Below are 20,138 nucleotides of genomic sequence, written 5' to 3'. Positions count from 1 at the left end.
GAATTTATAGGATTAAGTCACTATCTGAACTAGAGGTAGATTGAGGAATAATAATGGGGATATCTTCATCAATTAGACCATCGGGTGCTTGGCCGGAAGGGTCACTCAGAATTTCACAAATGATCGGATTTTTAAGGACTAATTCTGATTTTTCGATAAAGTCAAAAATTTGTTCTGGTTTTACCCCATAACTTTCTTGATTTTTGTAAACTGCGTATATGGCTAATAAAGGTTTAATATCTTCTTTTGGTAAGCGAACCCATTCCCCACCTTTTTCGTCTTGCAGTTCTTTAAGATATTTTTGCGCTGATCTGGCATTAGAACCAATTTTTTTAGACCGAACTAAACACCCTCGCGTTAAATCAAATTTTTTGTAATCTCCCAGTTGTTTAAGAATAGCTTGGACTATAGCTCCTCCTGATTGTTGAATCACAGCTAATCCAATTTTAACAGGTTGACCGTTTTCTATTCCATTGATTTTGAAATGAAGATAACAGGCGTTTTGTTTAAATCTTTGAATACTTTCAACTTTGACATTTTCAATCGTTTTTCCGATGATCTGTTCAAAGCTAAAAGCAAGGGTTTCAGCCAGTTTATCACTGTCTTCTAAAAGGTCAGTAATTTTCTGTTCAATTTCTGCGAGTTCATTTTCAAAAGCAGGTTTAACTAGGTTAGCTGGAGAATCAATTTTGTCTTTTTTCCAATGGGAAGCACACCAACTTAAAACATCTCTAGTCATTGGTCTTTGCTTCCCTAATTCTATGAGTTGAGCTTCCGTAAATGGATATAAAGGATGAGGAGGAACAACTTGATGCTGGGCGTAAAATTCCTTTAACCATTGAGATACTAATGCGATGATATCATCTGGCTTTAAATAGTTTAAATAAATCGGTTTTCCCAATTGAGGATAATTGGCAATTCTATGGATAACTGCTTCTGCTTGTTGCAAAGATTTAACATCCTGTAACCAAGTAGGTTCATACATTGCCAGAACAAATAAACCCCGCTTAATGTTATTGAATAAATCTTTAGCGAAACTAGCAATGATTTGGGGTAAGGAAAAACCCGTTAACTCATCAAACAAAGGTGCATCAAGTTCATCAAAACAGATAACTGGTATTTTATATTCACTAACTAAATTCAGAATTTGGCAAGTTGTCTTAAAAGATTCTACTTCTTTTTCTCCAGTTTTGAAGTTTGGTAATCCCATATCTTGAGCTTGTCTTTCTGCTAACTCCATTCCCGATAACCAATAAGTTGCATACATGGCGTGGGGACGAGAAAGTGTCCATAAAATAGCTCTGACTATATATGGATTTTCAATGATTTGATTTTGTTTGGGAAAAATTAAGTCTGTAAAATGATCAACAGCCTTAGTTGAATATTTATTTAACCACTCAGGAAATCTTTGAATATATTGTTCTGCGGTATAGTTCCATCCTTTAGCTTCATTAATTAAATGAGCAGCTATTTCTTGCCATTGCATGATTCCTTCATATTGACCATAGGCTCTTAAACTTGAAGTTAGGTTCTCCAGAAATTTACTTTTGATTTTAGATAGTTTTTCGCCATAGTCTCCCATATAGATAAACAAAACTTGATCGGTTGGTTTAAAATGATGGCGAATGCGACTAATCACTTGAGTTTTGCCTAATCCTCGTTCACCAACAACTGTAATCCCTACAGTTTGCATAGAGTTTTGATTGATTTTATTAATAACATCAAAAACTGTATCAGAAACATGAGCATTAATCGAGGGTGCATCGGGTAAACTTTTATTCCAAACTTGAGAATTTCTAACTACTGTATGTCCAGCAAACGGGTTATATTGCTGAATCAGATCGTCAATCTTACTAAACTCAGAAGCAGTCATAATTTAACCAAAAATAAGGGGTGAATAATGAACAAATTAGAAATTTTATAACCGTTTAGCATAACAACGTAAGCCAACCAGTTCTGTGCTAATAGAATCTTCAATTTTATCTGACGCGCTATCTTCTACACTACCTCCAATCAATTGAAAAATATCGTTAGCTTGCATTTCTAACATCCATTCACTGAACTGTGAACGACTAACCTGATCACCGATAGTCCGACGAATGCGATAAATCGGGACTAAGTTATCATAGTTATAATCTTTATTTAATTGATCATACACTTGAAGGGCGATCGCTTTAAACTCCTCATAAGAAGCGATGGTAACTTGTTTAACAGATGTTAGAGGAATTCCTCCTTGATGCAGTTCTCGAATTAACGCAATTAACCCATTGGCTAACCGAGCCGCCACAACCGTTGCATCAAAAACAAAGTCAGGATTTATTAACGAATCAATTAATATTTGTTTTCCGGTATCGGTGAGTGATACCATAGGCGTTTGATTTTGCTTATAAATTTTGATGACATCCGCCGCTTGCAGTTCGTCGTAAAGACTTTGAGAAACACCAACATTTTTCCCCTTGCGTTTTTGCTTAACTTTACTCGTCAATTCACTTTTTTTAACCGTTCCCTCAGTACAACTCATTGCCCATAATGTCAAGAGTAAACGAGTTTTTTCAACGGTTTCAGTCGCAGAAGAAATAGAACTAGAAGCATCTATAGAAGGTGTGGATGACATATTATTGATGACAGGATTGAATAAACCGATCAAATTTTACATCAAATGGGGATTAATTAAAAGTAAAAATGTTCATTTTAATGAGTACAAATCCGTATATTCTCGTAGAGTTTGTAAAATCTTGATACCAAGGTTGATGGATTTCCAGGCTTTTGACCTTGACGGGACATTTTTCTTAACTTAATTCTGTGGATTGATCAATATCTGTCCAACATCGACTAAGCTGTTATTAAATTAGACCATCCGATTTATCGGTTTCCTCATGTCCGTTTCTTCCTCTCCAAATCCCAAATACACAGAACTACTTAATCGCCTCACGGAGATTAACGATATTAAATCGGCAATTTCCCTGTTGTATTGGGATCAAGCCACCTATATGCCGCCTGGGGGTGCTCAGGCCAGAGGCCGACAAATGGCCACATTACGCCGCCTCGCCCATGAAAAATTCACCGATCCGGTTTTGGGAGAACTCTTAGAAGACTTACGGACGGAGGAAGCTAACCGTCTCTATCCCTCCCTAGAAGCCAGTTTAATTCGTGTCACCTGTCGAGATTATCAGCGAGCGGTACGGGTTCCTTCAAAGCTGATGGCACAGATATCCCAGCATCAATCTGCCTGCTATGATGCCTGGGCTAAAGCACGGGAAGCCCAAAATTTTGCTATTGTTCAACCTTATTTAAAAACCACTTTAGAATTGAGTCAGGAATATGCCTTGTGTTTTCCAGGGTATGAACACATAGCCGATCCCTTAATTGATCAACAGGATCAGGGGATGACGGTGGCAAAGGTGCGATCGCTATTTGAACCTCTGCGTGAACAATTAGTTGCGATCGTAGAAGATATTAGTAGTTGTGTTCCGTTAAACAACTCTTGTTTACATCAAGATTTCTCTCCTAAAGAGCAGATTAAGTTTAGTCTTGGGGTAATTCGATCTTTGGGGTACGACTTAAATCGAGGACGTCAAGACAAAACCTTGCATCCGTTTATGACGAAATTCTCGATTGATGATGTTAGAATTACTACCCGTGTTTATGAACACCATCTGGAACAAGCCTTATTTAGTACCATTCATGAGGCGGGTCATGCCCTCTATGAACAGGGAATTGCACTGGAGTTAGAAGGTACTCCCTTAGCGGGGGGTGCTTCCTCTGGTTTGCACGAAAGTCAAGCTCGTTTATGGGAAAATGTCATCGGTCGCAGTCGCGGGTTTTGGGAATGGTTTTATCCCCGGTTACAGGGGGTGTTTATGCGGCAGTTAGGACAAGTTACAACTAATCAGTTTTATCAAGCAATTAATAAAGTTACTCCTTCTTTAATTCGTACCGATGCCGATGAAGTTACCTATAATTTACATATTATGATTCGGTTTGATTTAGAGTTAGCAATGTTGGAGGGAAAATTAACTATTTCTGATTTACCTGAAGCTTGGAATGAACGGTATAGAAATGATTTAGGTGTTATTGCTACAACCGATTTGGAGGGCGTATTACAGGATGTGCATTGGTATATTGGACTAATTGGGGGAATGTTTCAAAGTTATACGTTAGGGAATTTAATGGCGGCTCAAATTTATCATACTATCATTAGTTTTGATCCTGAAATTCCCTTTGAAATTGAACGGGGAAGTGTGAAGCGGCTATTAGAATGGTTGCAACAAAATATTTATCAACATGGTCGAAAATTTACCACATCAGAATTAATGGAACAGGTGACAGGTTCTCCCCTGAAAATTGATCCATTTATTAATTATCTGCATAATAAATATGAATATCTCTACAATTGTAAATTTTAATTATAAAAGATGTCGATATAAATGTAAGGGGAGTTCTGTCCGTTTTTTAAAATCCAGAAAAGATTTATAACTCCCACGCTTTTTACGTTCTAAAACAACGATTTTAGCCGCATTGATATGGAGTCCTAAACTAACTAATTCATCTATGGATAAGACATTTAACCGTCGCCAGGAATGATGAATCTCTTTGTTCATATCAAAACCAAATGAAACCAAAGGCTCAATCCGGTTTAAAGTGGCTTCAGGAATTCCAATTAATTCAGAAAGTTCTTCTAAACTGGTAAAGTTATAGCCCTCTCGTTTCATTTCTTCAATTTCATTGGCATACACAATCGGTAAATCTAAGCCGTGAACTAATTCATGTTTGGAACAATTATTAATATCAATTTTATCTCGATGTTTAGCAATTAATTTAATCAGGTTGGATTCATTGGATTTGGTTAAAGAATTAGGATAGGTTTTAGCTAGAAATTCTTTTTTTAGGGCGATCGCCGTGGCAATTTGAGCAATCCAAATGATTCCACTTAACGAACTATTTGATAAGATAAAAGCCGTCGCTACAAACCCTAAACCGATGTAAACCCAGGATTGAGTTTTAGTTTTACTTCCCGCATAGACAATGGCTAATCCTCCTAATACGGGAAATAAAGACCAGTATAACCACTGCGGGGTTTTCTGAAACCATTGGGATAGATTAGACACTTTGAATGTCACTCCTATTAATATTTACAATTCATTTAATAATTTGCGACGTTTTTCTTCATATTCTTCGGCAGTAATCGCATCTTGATCATAGAGTTTTTTCAGTTGAGAAATGGCGATCGTAACATCCTCTCGAGAATGACTCCCCCTTAAAACTGCGGTATTTAAACCCGGATTAAATCTAGCATCAAAGGTTTGATCAGACATTAATAATAAACTCATAAAATCAAAGAAGGCGAGAATAGCAGGAATAAAAGTCCAGGAAAATAAAAAATAGAGAATTCCGCCAAAATTTTCCCCTAAATAAAACTTATGAATTCCAACTGCACCTAAAAAGAAAGCGAGTAAAGCGGCTAAAAATTTATTTTTCATGAGGTATTCTCCTGAATTTAAAATATTCAAAAGACTAATCAAAGTCAAATCAGTAGGAATTAGAGATCGATTTTACGAGTTGGGCTTTTGGAAAGCCTAGCTATCATAAAGTATAACAAAACTATAGAAGTTTGTACTTCTATGAGTGTTAAATATCCTTTCACAAAAATATTAGAATCCCAAGTCGAATTGAAATAGAAAATTAGAAGACCCAGCACACCGTAGGACAGGAAACGGAATCGACTCCACAATGGCTTGGGTTGATTAGTCTTAGAAAGAGTCATATTGAATTACACATCCTTATGAGTCAAATATAAAAAATCTATAAGATTTTCAAATCCTCTATATTACTTTAACACATCTATATTAAAGGATTCCGCAATCATTGAGTCTTGGCATTTCTAGCCGTTGTTGTGAAAACTCGTATCCTGTGCTACACCATCTCTAAAAATATTTGCTATCTTCATAACAACACATATCTTCCTAGAGGGTAGTGGACAATTTGTCAAATACTTGTTACACTTGTTAATAATACTGGAGAACCCGTAAGGAGTCACCCATGAACCAACCCGCAGAATTATCTCTTGAGCAACAATTCAGCCTCACCTCCTTCAAGATGCAAGTCGGTCAAATGAGTCCAGAACAGGCTCAGGATTTTTTGATTAATCTCTATGAACACATGATGGTCAGAGAAAATATGTATCAACATTTTCTCAAACACCATTGGGGACTCGAACCCAATTTTGCCCAGGAGTAGACCTTGAAACTATTGCAGTCGGCGACCTCTATCTTTAACTTGTTTCCATCCCTCGGAAACAAGTTAAGATAATCGGGCATCAAACTGCTGAGGTTAACTCACTTGGGGTTAAATTGATATTCAAGATCAACCCTGAACTCCTATTTATTTTATGATTTACGTTCTAGGGTCGCTTCCACCACACTGATTAAATTTAGGGAATGGCCCGCCATGATTCCACTACAATAATAGTAGTGATTAGAGTCAACTTTTCTCAGGGTTTCAAAACCATTCCGACGTTGACGTTCATCTCCTAAAACTCGATAACGTTGGACAATTGATTCGGGGCTAATTAAACCTTCGCCTTCAATTTTTCCGAGTTGACTATGTTGTAAAACAAAGGTATATTCTCTTTCATTACCATCTAATCTTCCCCGATACTGTAAAATAATATCTTCGCGATCGCTATTGGGGAAAACTAATTTTGTCACCATACTGAACCAGTCGCTTTGATGCCAAGCAACCACTGTTTTTCCGCGAAGGGCAATTGGTATTTCGCCTCGGTCGATCCAATTTCCTTCTAATAACCATTGACCAGATTCCATCAAAAATGTGTGAGCCACAGTGCCACCTTTATTTGCACCAAGATTGAAAAAATTTTGTCGATTTAAGTTATAACATAAGTCTGGGAGATTGAAAACTCAGTGGCTTTAGCCCTGAGATGAAAAGCGACCCAGGGGAATTTATTCCCCGTGAATATTCTCATGATTTATGTTAACATAGTATTAGGTCGAAAACAGGAGATTTTTATGATAGTTCTGGAATACAAGTGTAAAGGCAAACCCAATCAATATAAAGCGATTGATGAAGCAATTCGCACCACCCAATTCATTCGCAATAAAGCAATTAGATATTGGATGGATAATTCAAGAGAATTAAAGATTGATAGATTTGCCTTAAATAAATATTCTACAACTCTCAGAAAGCAATTCCCCTTTGTTGCTGACCTAAATTCAATGGCAGTCCAATCCGCCGCCGAGCGAGGATGGTCTGCCATTAGTCGTTTTTACGACAATTGTAAGAAAAACATTTCCGGCAAAAAAGGATATCCCAAATTCCAAAAAGATTGCCGTTCCGTTGAATATAAAACATCGGGATGGAAACTACACCCAACCAAAAGACAAATTACCTTAACCGATAAAAACGGCCCCCCCCTAGCCCCCCCGTGCACGGGGGGGTTTGGGGGGGGTAAACTCAAATTATTGGGTAAATGGGATATCCACACCTACAATGTTAAAGACATTAAGCGGGTACGTTTAATCCGTCGTGCCGATGGATATTACGCACAATTTTGTCTGAATATTAATGTCACCGATATTCAACCTAAAACTAGAAAAGAAATTGGTCTTGATGTTGGTATTGAGTCGTTTTACACAGACTCCAATGGATATCAAGAAGTTAATCCTAAGTTTTTGAGAAAAGCTGAACAATCAATTAAGCAATCTCAGAAACAAATCTATAAGAAAGTTAAAGGTTCATCGGGGAGACGGAAAGCTAGGAAAGTTTACAGTAAAAAACACTTAAAAGTAAGTAGACAACGGAATGAACACGCAAAGAGAATTGCGCGTAACGTATGCAAGTCTAACGACTTAGTGGTCTATGAAGATTTAATTGTTAAAAATCTAGTTAAAAACCATTGTTTAGCTAAATCAATTAGTGATGTTAGCTGGTATTTATTGAGAAAATGGATAGAATATTTTGCGGCTAAATTTGATAAGTTAACAATTCCGGTTGCACCCCATTACACTTCACAAAAATGTTCTAATTGTGGGGTAATAGTGAAAAAATCTCTATCAACTCGCACCCATGTTTGTAATTGTGGATGTGAGTTGCATAGAGATACAAATGCTGCAATTAATATTCTCAATCTTGGTAAACAAGCTAGGGGAGGGCATCCCCAAAGTAACGCTAATGGACTGGAAACCTCTACTCCTCTTGATGAAAGTCTGGTCGAGCAAGTGTCCAGGTTGAAGTTAGAATCTCAGTGTCTTCAGACCTGAGAGTGTCAATGATTGGGATCGTATCACATTAGGAGTAAAGACCGGGTGAATTTCTCCCAATAAAACCTCTGAAACCGCGCCCGTTACCGAAGGTAAATTCCCAGGAATTTCTAATAGTCGCCAATAGGCTAAAACCGCAAAAGCGATCGCTTCTTTAAAATCAGCATTTAAGCCTAGTTCAGAAGTGGAAAAAACTGGAATTGGGGCGAATAAAGTTTGTAAACGCTGTTGTAAATAGTGGTTATGGCTACCTCCCCCACATAATAAAATCTGATCGGGTAATTCCGGTAAAAATTGACAATAACTGTGATGAATTGAAACGACGGTTAATTCCGTTAAGGTAGCTAAAATATCCGCCGGACTTAAATTATAGGGTTCAGCTTCCCTTAAACAACGTTGCCAATAGTCCACCCCAAATAATTCCCGTCCCGTCGATTTCGGGGGCGGTTGTTGAAAAAAATCCTGCTCTAACCATTGTTCGACTAGGGCTATACAGGGGGTTCCCGTTGCGGCCCAGGCCCCATCCCGGTCATAAGTTTGAGCGCCCTCAGAAAAATACTCTACGGCCAAATCTATTAAGGCATTTCCCGGCCCGGTGTCCCAGCCTAAAATCTGGTTATCGGTTTTCGGGACATAGGTGACATTGCCAATACCCCCCAAATTTTGAATGCAGCGATCATAGTTGGGATGGCGGAGGAAATAGGTATCGAGAATTGGAACTAGGGGGGCGCCGTGACCTCCGGCGGCGATATCTGCGACCCGAAAATTACTGACGGTGGTTAAACCCGTTAACTGGGCGATTAGCTCTCCCCGTCCGAGTTGCAGACTGTAACCCAGTTGATGATTTTGGGGGGGACGATGAAATACAGTTTGACCGTGGGAGCCAATCAGTTCCGCAGGTTCAGAGGACTGTTGTAAACTTAAGGCAGCATCGGCAAAAACCGTGGCGATCGCATCATCTAATTCAGCCAGTTCGGGCATGGATAGAGACTTTCCAGCACATACGTCCAAAATTTGCGATCGCAAGTCCACCGGATAGGGGAGGGTTGTCCCCGCCAGCAATTCTAAATGCCAATCCCCTGGGGAACCCGAAATCTCCACCAGGGCCCCGTCAATCCCATCCACTGAAGTTCCACTAATCAAACCAATCACACGCATGGGATTAACTATGGTATTTAATCAATCGCGACCACAATCACCGTAATATTATCCTTGCCCTCCCGATCTTTAGCCGCTTTAATTAAAGCCGTAGCTGCGGTATCGCAAGCTCGAATTGATTTCAGGTTGGAAGCAATCACCCCGTCCGAGAGTTCTTCGGTCAAGCCATCACTACATAACAATAGGCGATCTCCCGACTGGACATCCATCTGATCAATCTCAATTTCCGAGAGATCTTCGCGTCCCAAACACTGGGATAAAACATGACGCCAAGGATGGGTGCGAGCCTCATCTTGCTTGAGACGGGAGGACTTAACCGCTTGAGCTACCCAAGTCTGATCTTCTGTAATTTGTTCTAATTGATGTCCCCGTAAACGATATAAACGGGAATCCCCCACATTCGCAAACCAAGGACTATCGGGATCTCGGAATAAAGCCACAACCGCCGTTGTTCCCATGTCTGAGCGTTCAGGATGTTGTTGCTGATCCTCTAAAAGTGCTTTATTGGCGGCGACAAAGGCATTTTTGAGGATAGTTTGGGATGCTTCAGAACTATCCCAATGCTCAAGAATATGTTCTTTAATGGTTTTAGTAGCAATCAGACTGGCTTCCTGGCCGCCTGCGTGTCCACCCATGCCATCGGCGACAATAAAAAAACGGCCATCAGGATCAATATAGTAAGCATCTTGGTTGACGTTACGAACATTGCCCGTATCCGTCATTCCAGCAAAATAACGTTTCATAAACAAGTTAAAGATTGACCTCTAGCTCCCAAGCGGATTGGGTTATCAAATTTTCTTATATCCACCCCTGGGGATCACTGCAAAGCTTTACAAGACAGATGACGAGTACAGGAGACATTTACATCATCCGATCCAAGCGATCAATCCGGCGTAACAGCCTTAAGAAAGCAATCCCCAGAGCAACAGCTAAGAATACTACAAACAGAGCTAATCCCACTTTATCACTAATGAATAACAGTGTCGCCGATAGAGTCAAGGCAGCGATCAAGACGGTGTAATTCGTCCCCATTTGCACGTTACTCATCCGTCTTAATGCCCGGTCGGTTTCCGCTAGACGAACCCGCATTCGCAGATCTCCTTGTTCAAGTTTTTCCAGGGTATCTTCAATGCGTCCTGGTAAACCGAAGGCCGAGGAACCGACTTGAACCGCTTGGCGACTGAATTCATTAAAAATACTATTGGCAGTATTGGGAAGATTTCCATTAGACATAAGCTGCATGGCAAAAGGCTGTGCCACCTCCATAAAGTTAAATTCGGGGTCGAGTCCTTTTCCGACTCCTTCTAAAGTGGAAAATGCCCGCATCACAAAGGTAAAGGTTGCGGGAAAACGAAACGGTTGGTCATAAGCAATTTCGTACAAATCATCACTAATGGAGGCAATGGATTGATTTTCAAAGGGTTGATCCATAAAGTTGTCCAGCATATACTGAACCGACCGACGCACTGGCCCCATATCTCCGGTGGGGGCGATCGCTCCCATGGCAATTAAGGATTTAACCACCCGATCACCATCTTTTTGAGTAATTCCAAATAGGGTTTCCATGAGTTTTTCCCGCAGATTGGAGGTAATTTGTCCCATCATGCCAAAATCATAGAAAATCAATTCTCCCCCAGGACTCACCGCAATATTACCTGGGTGGGGATCGGCATGGAAAAAGCCATGGTTAAGGAGTTGTTCTAAATAGGCTTTTGCCCCCATTTCTGCGAGTTCTTTGCGATCGAGTCCCGATGCTTCTAAGGCTTCATAATTACTAATTTTAATCCCCGGAAGATACTCTAAAGTCAGAACTCGGGGGGAGGTATATTGCCAAGAAACCCTCGGCACTTTCACCCAATTAAAACTGCGGAAATTACGCCTAAATGTATCGGCATTTCGACCTTCATTCAGGTAGTCTATTTCTAACCATAAAATCCGACAACATTCGTCATAAATTCCCACCCAATCTCGACCTTTTCCCCACCGAGGATGATTTTGGAAATAACGAGCAATGCCTCGCAAAATCGCTAAATCAATTTCAAATAATTTTTTTAGTCCGGGGCGCTGAACCTTAACCACCACGTCTGCACCCGAATGGAGTTGGGCTCTATGAACTTGGCCCAAACTGGCGGCAGCTAAGGGAATTGGGTCAAAATTCTGGAATAAATTTTGAACGGTTTTACCCAGATCTTCTTGAATAATTTCTTCACTTTGTTCATAGCTAAAAGCTGGAACTTTATCTTGGAGTTTGGAAAGTTCTTCTACATATTCAACGGGGAATAAATCAGCCCGGGTGGAAAACAATTGTCCGACTTTAATAAAAGTTGGCCCTAAATCTAAAAATGTTTCCCTTACCCAAATTGCTTGCGCTCGACGACGAGCATTTTTTTTATCTTCGGTAAAACCGCCCCAGTAACTCCATTTTTTACCATCGACCCACAACCAAGTTAACCACGTCAGAACAAACGTCCAAATGTCAATAAAACGTCGTTGACGGGAATAATTTTTGCGGTTCCAACGGTAGGCTTTTCCGCCATAATTTTTGCCGGGAGGAGTGACTAAAGGCGGATTTATTCGTTGTTCTGAACCAGAACCCCGAACTGAATGATCAACAGGAACTGACACAACCGTTTCCACAATGAAGTTAACCCAATAAGCGCGTATTTTGACTACAAAAGAGTTTAAACGGTACGATTACGGTACTGTTGCAGTTCGGAGCGTAATTCCGCAACTTCGGCCCGCAGTTCGTCAATAGTGGCCTGTAAGTCTACGGGTTCACTGTTAGATGCGGGAAAGTTACTATCGCCAACAACGGTTGCCACTTCTTGGGTGGCGCGTTCCATCACCTGTTGGGTAAATGAGCGTAGATGCTCTTTCTGTTCGGCCTCAAATTTTCCGAGTTCACTCAAAGCGTTGGTCAGACTATTTCCCAGTTGTTCGTATAGTCCTTCAGCTAAGGCACGGCCTACAAAAAACGAATTCACGGCGGGTTTACTCATAAAACTTAAGTTTTGCTAACTTCGGTAACAAATTATAACCTGCCTTCCTCATCTTAAGGGTTTTATTTGGGTAAAAACACCTCTGTAGAGAGGTTGTATACAATGTCTCTACTAAATTAGACTTTTCATGCAACGTCTCTACTACATTAGTCGGGATTAATTCCTAATGCTCGGAGTCTTTCTGCTAAACGTTCAGCCCGTTGGTGTTCGGTTTCAGCCCGTTGACGTTCGGTTTCAGCCCGTTGGTGTTCGGTTTCAGCCCGTTGACGTTCGGTTTCAGCTAAGATTTGAGATTGAAGTGCGGCTTCTTGTGGGGTGGCAATTAATTCCCCGGCTGCACTAAAATAACGCAATTGATTGTGATAAATTCCCAAATATAATCCTAATACATGACTCCATAATAACCCCGATTCATTCAGTAAAATGGGTTCATACTCCTCACCACTTAAGCGAAATCCAGCTAACTCTAAATCTTCGGGAGAAAACCAGAAATATTCCGGGGTTCTAAACCGATTTTGATACAGATTTTTCTTTTCTCCTCGATCAATTTTTGCTGTAGAATCCGAGAGTAATTCTATAATTATATCGGGATATTTACCATCTTCTTGCCAGACAACCCAAGAGCGACGAGGACGTTTTGCCGTATTTTTAGCAACAAAAAAGTCTGGGCCTCTAAACTCTCGATTTTTGAGTTGTTGTTGACTATAATAAATAGTTAAATTGGCTCCAATAAAATAATCCTCTCGATCTCGCCAGAGCCAATCTAAACAAGAAGCTAACAAGGCTAATTGTAAATAATGTAAAGAACTTTCCATTTCCGGTTCATCACTTTCTAATTGACTCGTATCCGGCATTAAATCTGCGATTTGTTGGGCCGTGAGTGCCATTGTATTTACCTCCGTTGTTAATAATTTTAACAGACAATCAGAACATTTATTTCATTTTTTATTCTCCATTTTTTGTGTTTTTCTTTTCATCGCATTTTTCTCCAAACATTCAATAATTTTATCGGAAATATCAATACCCGTAACGGTTTCAATTCCCTCCAGTCCAGGGGATGAATTCACCTCTAAAACCAATGGCCCTTGATGGGAACGAATCAAATCAACTCCTGCTAATTTTAATCCCATCACTTTTGCGGATTTAATCGCCATATTTCGTTCTTCTGCGGTTAATTTAACATTTTCTGCTTTCCCACCTCGATGTAAATTAGCTCGAAATTCTCCAGGGTTACTGATGCGTTTCATTGTCGCCACAACTTTATCACCAATCACTAAACAGCGTAAATCTTCCCCATCCGCTTCAGGAATAAATTCCTGAACTAAAACATCAATATTTAACCCTTGAAACGCTTCAATAATCGATTTAGCCGATTGATAAGTGTCAGCTAAAATTACCCCCATCCCTTGAGTTCCTTCCAATAATTTAATAATTAAAGGCGCACCCCCCACCTGTTGAATTAAACTATCAATATCCTTAATAGAAGTAGTAAATCCGGTTTTAGGTAAATGAATCCCTTCTTTAGCTAAACTTTGTAACGCATTTAATTTATCACGGGAACGAGCAATAGCTTGGGATTCATTCAAAGTCAATATTCCCATTAGTTCAAATTGACGGACAATCACCGTTCCATAAAAGGTTTTTGACGCGCCAATTCTGGGAATAATTGCATCAAATTCTTTTAAATATCTGCCTTCATAAATCACAGTGGGACTCTGGGAACTCAGTGAAATATGACATCTTAAATAATCAATAATTTCTATCTCATGCCCCCGTTGTTCCCCTGCTTGCCTGATTCTTCTAGTAGAATATAGGGAACCATCCTGGGATAAGATTGCAATTTTCATAAATAAACTTTGTTGTTGGGCTTTAGCCCCTCCTAAGAGCGCTAAAGCGCAACAACGAGGGCTTAGGTTTTTGGGTTTTTGGGACGATTAGGAGAACGATAGAAGGGACGTTTAACCACCGTTGCTGGGTAGGTTTTGCCCCGAATTTCAATATCTAAAGATTGACCAATTTTGGATAATGCTGTGGGAACATAGGCCATAGAAATGGCTTTTCCTAACGTTGGTGATAGGGTTCCACTGGTAATTTCTCCCACGGTTTGACCATTAAATAAAACCGGATATCCGTGACGAGCAATATGTCGTCCTTGCATTTCTAAACCCACTAATTTTTGAGTTACTCCGGCAGCTTTTTGCTGTTCTAAAGCTTGACGACCAATAAATTTTCCTTTAGTTTCCCAATGAATAATCCAATTTAAACCCGCTTCTAAGGGAGTAGTAGTTAAACTAATATCTTGTCCATATAAAGCCATTGCCGCTTCTAAACGCAGGGTATCTCTAGCACCTAAACCACAGGGAATTACCCCCGCAGTGGCTAAACTTTTCCATAATTCCACACCAACAGAAGGAGCAACCATGACTTCAAAACCATCTTCTCCGGTGTATCCGGTGCGGGCAATGAAGGCTGGTTTTCCGAGTACGGTGGTGGTAATATGACCAAAAAATTTAACTTCAGAAAGACTATCCCCGACAAAAGGCTGTAATGTGGCTTCAGCCTGGGGCCCTTGAACCGCTAATAGGACTTTATCTCGCGATAAGTCTTCTAATACTATCGCCTGATCTTCAATATGGGCAATAATCCAAGCTTTATCACGGGATTTTGTCGCCGCATTCACAATCATCACCCCTTGCGGCAGATTCGTTACCGGGTCAATCCCCTGATCATAAAAAATAATATCGTCTAAAATTCCCCCCTGGGCATTTAAAAGGGCGCTATATTGGGCTTCACCTGGCTGTAAACGGCTCAAATCCGAAGGGACAAGGGATTGTAAGGCTTCGATGAGTTTTTCCCCGCGCAGAACAAATTTGCCCATGTGGGAGATATCAAACATTCCCACCGCTTGACGGACAGCTTGATGTTCTAGGTTAATTCCGCTAAATTGAACCGCCATTTCCCAACCTGCGAAGGGCACCATGCGGCCATTCAGTTCAACGGAGACGTTATACAGGGGAGTATGAGAAAGGGTCGTTGTCATGTTCAGTATCAGGTTTCGGTTTTCGGGTGACGATGGGTTTTTGGGTCAATCGTTGAATTTCTCCCGTTGTGATTATCATACTACCGTTGTTAAACCAACTCTCAATACCCAACAACTGAGTTCTGATATTAGAATGGTTAGAACCGCTCAATTGTCGTTTTACAGGATTTATTCATGTCAATATTGGCAGCGATCGCCGTTCTTGCGGTGTTGATTTTCGTTCATGAACTGGGACATTTTTTAGCCGCCCGTTTCCAGCATATCCATGTTAATCGCTTTTCTATTGGCTTTGGCCCGATATTATGGAAATATCAAGGGTCAGAAACAGAATATGCAATTAGAGGTTTACCATTAGGGGGATATGTGGGATTTCCCGATGATGATCCTGAGAGTACCATTCCCAAAAATGATCCGAATTTACTCAGTAATCGTCCGGTTTTAGATCGTGCAATTGTGATTAGTGCCGGGGTGATTGCTAATTTGATTTTTGCCTATTTATTATTGGTGACTCAAATTGGAATTATTGGGGTTCCCAGTTTTAATCAGGAACCTGGTGTAAAAGTTGCAGAAGTTACTCAAAATGTTGATTCCGCCGCTCATCGGGCTGGAATTGAATCTAAAGATATTATTTTGGCAGTGGATGGTCAGGAATTAGGGGCTTCTGAAACTTCGATTAAAACCTTAATTGCAGCTATTCAAACCCATCCGAATCAACCTTTATCAGTACAGATTAAAAGACAGGATCAACTGGTATCTGTTAACCTGGTTCCCGATTTAGCAAGTGATGGGAAAGGTCGGATTGGAGTACAGTTAACCGCGAATGGCACTATTGTTCGTCATCGGGCTGCGAACCCAATTGAAGCATTAAGCAAGGGTGCAACGGAATTTCAACGGATTATTAACTTAACTGCATCTGGTTTTGGACAACTGATTAGTCGATTTAGTGAAACCGCAGAACAGCTATCTGGCCCGGTGGGAATTGTCAAATTTGGGGCCGATATTGCCCGTTCCGATCCATGGAATTTGTTGCAATTTGCGGCGTTAATTAGTATTAATTTAGCCTTCATTAATATTTTACCCCTTCCGGCTTTAGATGGCGGTCAGTTAGCCTTTTTGTTATTTGAAGCCCTTAGCGGTAAACCCTTACCTGAGAAAATTCAAGAAAATGTGATGCAAACGGGTTTGATGTTGTTATTAGGATTAGGGGTTTTCTTGATTATTCGAGATACGATTAATTTAACGGATTTAAGTTGGGTGCGATCGCTATTTCAACAGTAAGTAATTAATATGGTGACTCAGAAAAAGCGTACCCCAAAACAACGAGCCTTAGAAATTTTATTGCGACTCAAGCATCTATATCCCGATGCAACCTGTAGTTTAAATTATCAAACCCCGGTGCAATTATTAGTCGCCACAATTCTATCGGCTCAATGCACAGATGAACGGGTAAATAAAGTCACTCCCGCCCTATTTGCTCGGTTTCCCGACGCCCAAAGTTTAGCCAAAGCCGATATTACCGAACTGGAAACCCTGGTACGGTCAACGGGATTTTATCGGAACAAAGCCCGCCATATACAAGGCTCCTGTCAACTGTTGGCGGAAAAATACGGGGGACAACCGCCAAAAGTGATGGAACAACTCTTAGAACTCCCAGGGGTAGCTCGTAAGACCGCTAACGTGGTGTTAGCCCATGGCTATGGGATTAATATGGGGGTGACGGTGGATACCCATGTTAAACGGCTGAGTCAACGGCTAGGACTGACTTCCCATAACGATCCAATTCGGATTGAGCGGGATCTAATGCCTTTGATTCCCCGGGAGGATTGGGAAAATTGGTCAATTCGCTTAATTTATCATGGTCGGGCCGTCTGTACAGCGCGTAGTCCAATGTGTTATAATTGCGAATTGTCTGATTTATGCCCCTCTGCTCAAGGATCAACCGTCCCCAGCGCAGGAAAAAAACTTGGCTTTAGCATAAATAATTATTTACAAGGAGAACAGCCTTAATATGGCTAAAAAAAGCATGATTGAGCGCAATAATAAGCGCAAAAGAACGGTAGAAAAATATGCGGAAAAACGCGCTGATCTGAAAGACCAGTTTGAGCAAGCTGGGTCTCAATTGGAAAAAATGGAAATTCACCGCAAAATCCAACAACTCCCCCGCGATAGTTCCAGAACCCGTGTCAGAAACCGTTGCTGGTTAACTGGACGTCCCAGAGGGTTCTATCGGGATTTTGGATTGTCTCGTAACGTTATCCGTGAAATGGCCCACGCAGGATTATTACCCGGTGTGGTTAAGTCCAGTTGGTAATAGATAGGGGCGAGATATCCGACGGTGGGTATCAAATGTCAGCTAAAAATAAGCTATAAAACTGAAAGTTAGTTGATTTTTTCTGATATAACAGGGAACAGCCCCCCCAAACCCCCCGTGCACGGGGGGTTTGGGGGGAAAACACTTTACCGTCTGGGTTCCAAGATCCGTCTGGTGTCTTAACTGCCTTGGCGGTTGCTATATCAGATCTCCCTTACCCCCCTGAATCAGTAAGGCTGTTTCATTTTACAGAATTGGGGAGTCAAATTGAGTCCCCAATTTTCGGCGAATCAGGCAAAAAAACTGAGTAATTATAAATAATTGGGATTTTTAGTTGGGAGGTTGATTATTCACCCATTTAAACCATTGTAAGAGCGATCGCCATCCCTTTAATTTGCCTAACCCCGGCGCAGAAATAGAAGCCAAACTTTCCAAAGAAATTAACGCCGCATATTGCAATCCCAAAAAGCTATCGACGGCCGCATAGGGGCCCCCCAAAGTAATTGCACCCGTGGCATACATCCGACCGCCTACAGCATCATTTAATACCGTAGAATTCCGCATTTCCACCAGTTCAAAATCATTCGCTACACTCAATCTTCCTAACGCATTTAATGGCAAATTATAATGAACTACTAAATCCTTTAATAAGGGATTTGTATTGACTTTTGCCTCTAATCCAGTCGCATCAATAATAAAATCCGCCTCTAACTCAAGGTGAGCATTTAACCCATGTTCTCGAATGGTTGTTAAAGTGCGACCCGTAGGACTGGGTTCCACCTGTTCAACGGTTCCAAAAGTAATCCGATACCACCCTTGGCGCAGTCCTTGATTAATAATATTTCGCCAGTCTTTTCGGTTAGCTGTGGTGGTTCCTCCCCACTGTTCTAAGAGTTGTAATCGTTCTTGGGGATTAGCTAATTCTAATTGTTGGCGTAAATCACCGCCCCAAGAGGCTTTGGGCCAGTTAAAGGGTTGAAATTCAAAATGATTTTCAATGGTTCTTTTTGCTTGTTGAAATTGATTTCCTTGGGCTTTGGGCGATCGCATTAAATGTAAAATTTGGATCTGAGAATTTTTAGATCTAGCTTCATAAAGACGCTGTAAAATTCGAGAAGCCACAATTCCCCGACCCCGGATAATTACTATTCCCCCCGATTGTTCTAAATGATCATAAATATGTTGATGATATTCATAGGCATTGACAACGGATTTAAAATCTTGGGTTTGTTCTCGATAAGTCTGTAAATCTGGAAGAAATTGAATCGCGGGATAACCCGTCGCTAAATGAACATATCGGGCAATAATAAAACCATGATCTCGACGATTTTCTGTAGAACAAGAATAGGCAATTGCATAACGTCCATCGGTAGTTTTTCTAATATTTTTTACCCGGCCATAGCGATATATTTTTGACCATTCAATCCGATTATCTTCTCGATCAATCGCATCAAAAACATGACCAGAACGGGGGGTATAGGTCTGGGCAAAAGTCGGTTCTGAAAACACTTGCCAGAGTAAATTTAAAGCGGTGGAAAATTTGCCTTTACACCATTCTGTATAGGATTCTCGTAGGGCATAACTCGGCCATCCCCAAAGATTATCGGGACAGGAATCAGAATTAGAACGTAACCTTTCATGGGGAGGAATTTGGGAATTTAAACATAATCTTTGATAACGAGTATAGGGTTTATTTTCCATTCCTAACGCTATAATTTGATTGGATTTAACCCCGGAAATTCTGAGGGCATCAACCCAAACAAAACTCCCTAATCCTGCCCCAATAGTTAGATAATCAATTTGCTCAATCGGTAATCCTGTGGCTTGTAATTGGGTTAAAGAAACTTGAGCGGGATCGAGAAATGATGGAGGAGGGAAACTCTCTTGATTTGATGAGGATATTGTCGGAGTAGAAAGATTGGGAACGGGTAAATCTGTTTGAGGATTAAAGGAAATTTGTGATAATTTTTGATTAGGAATGTTAAAAGTATTAGTAATAAAAGAAATTGTAATATTATATTCACCAATTTGTAAAGTATCTCCCTCTTGAATACAACAACGAGTTTGAACAATTCCATTTACTAAAATTCCATTTCGGCTTCCGGTATCTGTCACCATTAAGTTTCCTTGTTCCCGGGTAATTAACCCATGAAAACGCGAGACTCTTTCCCCCGTTAAAACAATCCGAGAAACCTTTTCTCCATTCACCGTAGAAGGCATTCGTTCAAAAACCCTTCCTAATGCAATGGGTAAGGTTAGAACCGGGGTTCGCCATTCTCCTGTTTCTAAATTTTGCCAACTCAGTCGAATTTGCATCCGTTTTTTAGTCTTTATTTTTGAGATTTATCTATTAT

The 20,138-nt window shown here is 40.5% G+C and carries 19 protein-coding genes; 6 read left to right on the top strand and 13 right to left on the bottom strand.

Going from position 1 to position 20,138, the window contains the following annotated elements; genetic code table 11:
• Window positions 1-4: 4 nt before the first annotated feature.
• Both NMG86_RS20705 and NMG86_RS20700 read right to left on the bottom strand, forming a co-directional pair.
• Window positions 5-1,873 carry a hypothetical protein gene (locus NMG86_RS20705; protein WP_026796404.1) on the bottom strand — a complete coding sequence of 623 codons (1,869 nt, stop codon included), beginning with the start codon at window positions 1,871-1,873 and terminating at the stop codon, window positions 5-7.
• 45 nt (window positions 1,874-1,918) lie between these two features.
• The gene (locus NMG86_RS20700) at window positions 1,919-2,614 is read right to left on the bottom strand and encodes a hypothetical protein (RefSeq protein WP_043939049.1); all 696 of its coding nucleotides are present in this window, start codon (window positions 2,612-2,614) and stop codon (window positions 1,919-1,921) included.
• Between the two features lie 262 nt (window positions 2,615-2,876).
• On the opposite strand from NMG86_RS20700, the gene NMG86_RS20695 reads away from it, so the two are divergent.
• On the top strand, window positions 2,877-4,406 hold the full coding sequence (locus tag NMG86_RS20695) for a carboxypeptidase M32 (protein ID WP_026796402.1): 1,530 nt from the start codon (window positions 2,877-2,879) through the stop codon (window positions 4,404-4,406).
• Here NMG86_RS20695 and NMG86_RS20690 read toward each other — a convergent pair whose 3' ends face one another.
• Complete coding sequence (locus NMG86_RS20690) at window positions 4,407-5,108, bottom strand: helix-hairpin-helix domain-containing protein (RefSeq protein WP_026796401.1); 702 nt, start codon at window positions 5,106-5,108, stop codon at window positions 4,407-4,409.
• A 24-nt stretch (window positions 5,109-5,132) separates the two neighbouring features.
• A complete protein-coding gene (locus NMG86_RS20685; protein WP_026796400.1) occupies window positions 5,133-5,480 on the bottom strand; it encodes an NINE protein in 348 nt (115 codons plus the stop codon).
• A gap of 559 nt (window positions 5,481-6,039) precedes the next feature.
• Here NMG86_RS20685 and NMG86_RS20680 point away from each other — a divergent pair.
• The gene (locus NMG86_RS20680) at window positions 6,040-6,237 is read left to right on the top strand and encodes an NblA/ycf18 family protein (protein ID WP_026785317.1); all 198 of its coding nucleotides are present in this window, start codon (window positions 6,040-6,042) and stop codon (window positions 6,235-6,237) included.
• A gap of 149 nt (window positions 6,238-6,386) precedes the next feature.
• On the opposite strand, the gene NMG86_RS20675 is transcribed toward NMG86_RS20680, so the two are convergent.
• Entirely contained in the window at window positions 6,387-6,839 is a 453-nt protein-coding gene (locus NMG86_RS20675) for a hypothetical protein (protein WP_026785318.1), read from the bottom strand.
• Between the two features lie 186 nt (window positions 6,840-7,025).
• Between NMG86_RS20675 and NMG86_RS20670 the strand changes: the two genes are divergently transcribed.
• Window positions 7,026-8,276 carry an RNA-guided endonuclease InsQ/TnpB family protein gene (locus NMG86_RS20670; protein ID WP_499075460.1) on the top strand — a complete coding sequence of 417 codons (1,251 nt, stop codon included), beginning with the start codon at window positions 7,026-7,028 and terminating at the stop codon, window positions 8,274-8,276.
• On the opposite strand, the gene NMG86_RS20665 is transcribed toward NMG86_RS20670, so the two are convergent.
• From NMG86_RS20665 to gcvT, 7 genes are all read right to left on the bottom strand, one after another.
• Window positions 8,250-9,434, bottom strand: coding sequence for an anhydro-N-acetylmuramic acid kinase (locus NMG86_RS20665; protein ID WP_043939051.1), 1,185 nt, complete (start codon window positions 9,432-9,434; stop codon window positions 8,250-8,252). The two genes, NMG86_RS20670 and NMG86_RS20665, sit on opposite strands and share 27 nt — an antisense overlap.
• A gap of 17 nt (window positions 9,435-9,451) precedes the next feature.
• Window positions 9,452-10,177 carry a PP2C family protein-serine/threonine phosphatase gene (locus NMG86_RS20660; RefSeq protein WP_026796399.1) on the bottom strand — a complete coding sequence of 242 codons (726 nt, stop codon included), beginning with the start codon at window positions 10,175-10,177 and terminating at the stop codon, window positions 9,452-9,454.
• A 118-nt stretch (window positions 10,178-10,295) separates the two neighbouring features.
• On the bottom strand, window positions 10,296-12,059 hold the full coding sequence (locus NMG86_RS20655) for an ABC1 kinase family protein (RefSeq protein ID WP_026796398.1): 1,764 nt from the start codon (window positions 12,057-12,059) through the stop codon (window positions 10,296-10,298).
• 56 nt (window positions 12,060-12,115) lie between these two features.
• Window positions 12,116-12,433 (bottom strand): DUF6825 family protein, encoded by a 318-nt coding sequence (locus NMG86_RS20650; RefSeq protein WP_026785322.1) that lies wholly within the window; start codon window positions 12,431-12,433, stop codon window positions 12,116-12,118.
• A 146-nt stretch (window positions 12,434-12,579) separates the two neighbouring features.
• The gene (locus NMG86_RS20645; protein WP_026796397.1) at window positions 12,580-13,320 is read right to left on the bottom strand and encodes a Uma2 family endonuclease; all 741 of its coding nucleotides are present in this window, start codon (window positions 13,318-13,320) and stop codon (window positions 12,580-12,582) included.
• A 51-nt stretch (window positions 13,321-13,371) separates the two neighbouring features.
• The gene (gene rimK / locus NMG86_RS20640) at window positions 13,372-14,280 is read right to left on the bottom strand and encodes a 30S ribosomal protein S6--L-glutamate ligase (protein ID WP_026785324.1); all 909 of its coding nucleotides are present in this window, start codon (window positions 14,278-14,280) and stop codon (window positions 13,372-13,374) included.
• A 62-nt stretch (window positions 14,281-14,342) separates the two neighbouring features.
• Window positions 14,343-15,473: a glycine cleavage system aminomethyltransferase GcvT gene (gene gcvT, locus NMG86_RS20635; RefSeq protein ID WP_026795974.1), complete on the bottom strand. Its 1,131-nt coding sequence runs from the start codon at window positions 15,471-15,473 to the stop codon at window positions 14,343-14,345.
• Between the two features lie 174 nt (window positions 15,474-15,647).
• Between gcvT and rseP the strand changes: the two genes are divergently transcribed.
• From rseP to rpsN, 3 genes are read left to right on the top strand one after another with little or no spacing between them, the layout of a single operon-like run.
• Complete coding sequence (gene rseP, locus NMG86_RS20630) at window positions 15,648-16,751, top strand: RIP metalloprotease RseP (RefSeq protein WP_026785326.1); 1,104 nt, start codon at window positions 15,648-15,650, stop codon at window positions 16,749-16,751.
• A gap of 9 nt (window positions 16,752-16,760) precedes the next feature.
• The gene (gene nth, locus NMG86_RS20625) at window positions 16,761-17,480 is read left to right on the top strand and encodes an endonuclease III (RefSeq protein ID WP_043939052.1); all 720 of its coding nucleotides are present in this window, start codon (window positions 16,761-16,763) and stop codon (window positions 17,478-17,480) included.
• 1 nt (window position 17,481) lies between these two features.
• Complete coding sequence (rpsN, locus tag NMG86_RS20620) at window positions 17,482-17,784, top strand: 30S ribosomal protein S14 (protein ID WP_026785328.1); 303 nt, start codon at window positions 17,482-17,484, stop codon at window positions 17,782-17,784.
• A 330-nt stretch (window positions 17,785-18,114) separates the two neighbouring features.
• On the opposite strand, the gene NMG86_RS20615 is transcribed toward rpsN, so the two are convergent.
• Window positions 18,115-20,100: an FHA domain-containing protein gene (locus NMG86_RS20615; protein ID WP_026796396.1), complete on the bottom strand. Its 1,986-nt coding sequence runs from the start codon at window positions 20,098-20,100 to the stop codon at window positions 18,115-18,117.
• Window positions 20,101-20,138: the final 38 nt, after the last annotated feature.

It is taken from the genome of Planktothrix rubescens CCAP 1459/22 (genome assembly GCA_904830895.1).
Taxonomy (GTDB): Bacteria; Cyanobacteriota; Cyanobacteriia; order Cyanobacteriales; family Microcoleaceae; genus Planktothrix; species Planktothrix agardhii.
The sequence above is the reverse complement of the archived record's forward strand: the minus strand, read 5'-3'. Positions and strand labels throughout refer to the sequence as shown.

Coding starts and splice junctions, on each gene's coding strand:
- NMG86_RS20705 (WP_026796404.1), bottom strand. CDS start 1,873: ATGACTGCTTCTGAGTTTAGTAAGATTGACGATCTGATTCAGCAATAT.
- NMG86_RS20700 (WP_043939049.1), bottom strand. CDS start 2,614: ATGTCATCCACACCTTCTATAGATGCTTCTAGTTCTATTTCTTCTGCG.
- NMG86_RS20695 (WP_026796402.1), top strand. CDS start 2,877: ATGTCCGTTTCTTCCTCTCCAAATCCCAAATACACAGAACTACTTAAT.
- NMG86_RS20685 (WP_026796400.1), bottom strand. CDS start 5,480: ATGAAAAATAAATTTTTAGCCGCTTTACTCGCTTTCTTTTTAGGTGCA.
- NMG86_RS20680 (WP_026785317.1), top strand. CDS start 6,040: ATGAACCAACCCGCAGAATTATCTCTTGAGCAACAATTCAGCCTCACC.
- NMG86_RS20670 (WP_499075460.1), top strand. CDS start 7,026: ATGATAGTTCTGGAATACAAGTGTAAAGGCAAACCCAATCAATATAAA.
- NMG86_RS20665 (WP_043939051.1), bottom strand. CDS start 9,434: ATGCGTGTGATTGGTTTGATTAGTGGAACTTCAGTGGATGGGATTGAC.
- NMG86_RS20660 (WP_026796399.1), bottom strand. CDS start 10,177: ATGAAACGTTATTTTGCTGGAATGACGGATACGGGCAATGTTCGTAAC.
- NMG86_RS20650 (WP_026785322.1), bottom strand. CDS start 12,433: ATGAGTAAACCCGCCGTGAATTCGTTTTTTGTAGGCCGTGCCTTAGCT.
- NMG86_RS20645 (WP_026796397.1), bottom strand. CDS start 13,320: ATGGCACTCACGGCCCAACAAATCGCAGATTTAATGCCGGATACGAGT.
- rimK (WP_026785324.1), bottom strand. CDS start 14,280: ATGAAAATTGCAATCTTATCCCAGGATGGTTCCCTATATTCTACTAGA.
- gcvT (WP_026795974.1), bottom strand. CDS start 15,473: ATGACAACGACCCTTTCTCATACTCCCCTGTATAACGTCTCCGTTGAA.
- rseP (WP_026785326.1), top strand. CDS start 15,648: ATGTCAATATTGGCAGCGATCGCCGTTCTTGCGGTGTTGATTTTCGTT.
- nth (WP_043939052.1), top strand. CDS start 16,761: ATGGTGACTCAGAAAAAGCGTACCCCAAAACAACGAGCCTTAGAAATT.
- rpsN (WP_026785328.1), top strand. CDS start 17,482: ATGGCTAAAAAAAGCATGATTGAGCGCAATAATAAGCGCAAAAGAACG.
- NMG86_RS20615 (WP_026796396.1), bottom strand. CDS start 20,100: ATGCAAATTCGACTGAGTTGGCAAAATTTAGAAACAGGAGAATGGCGA.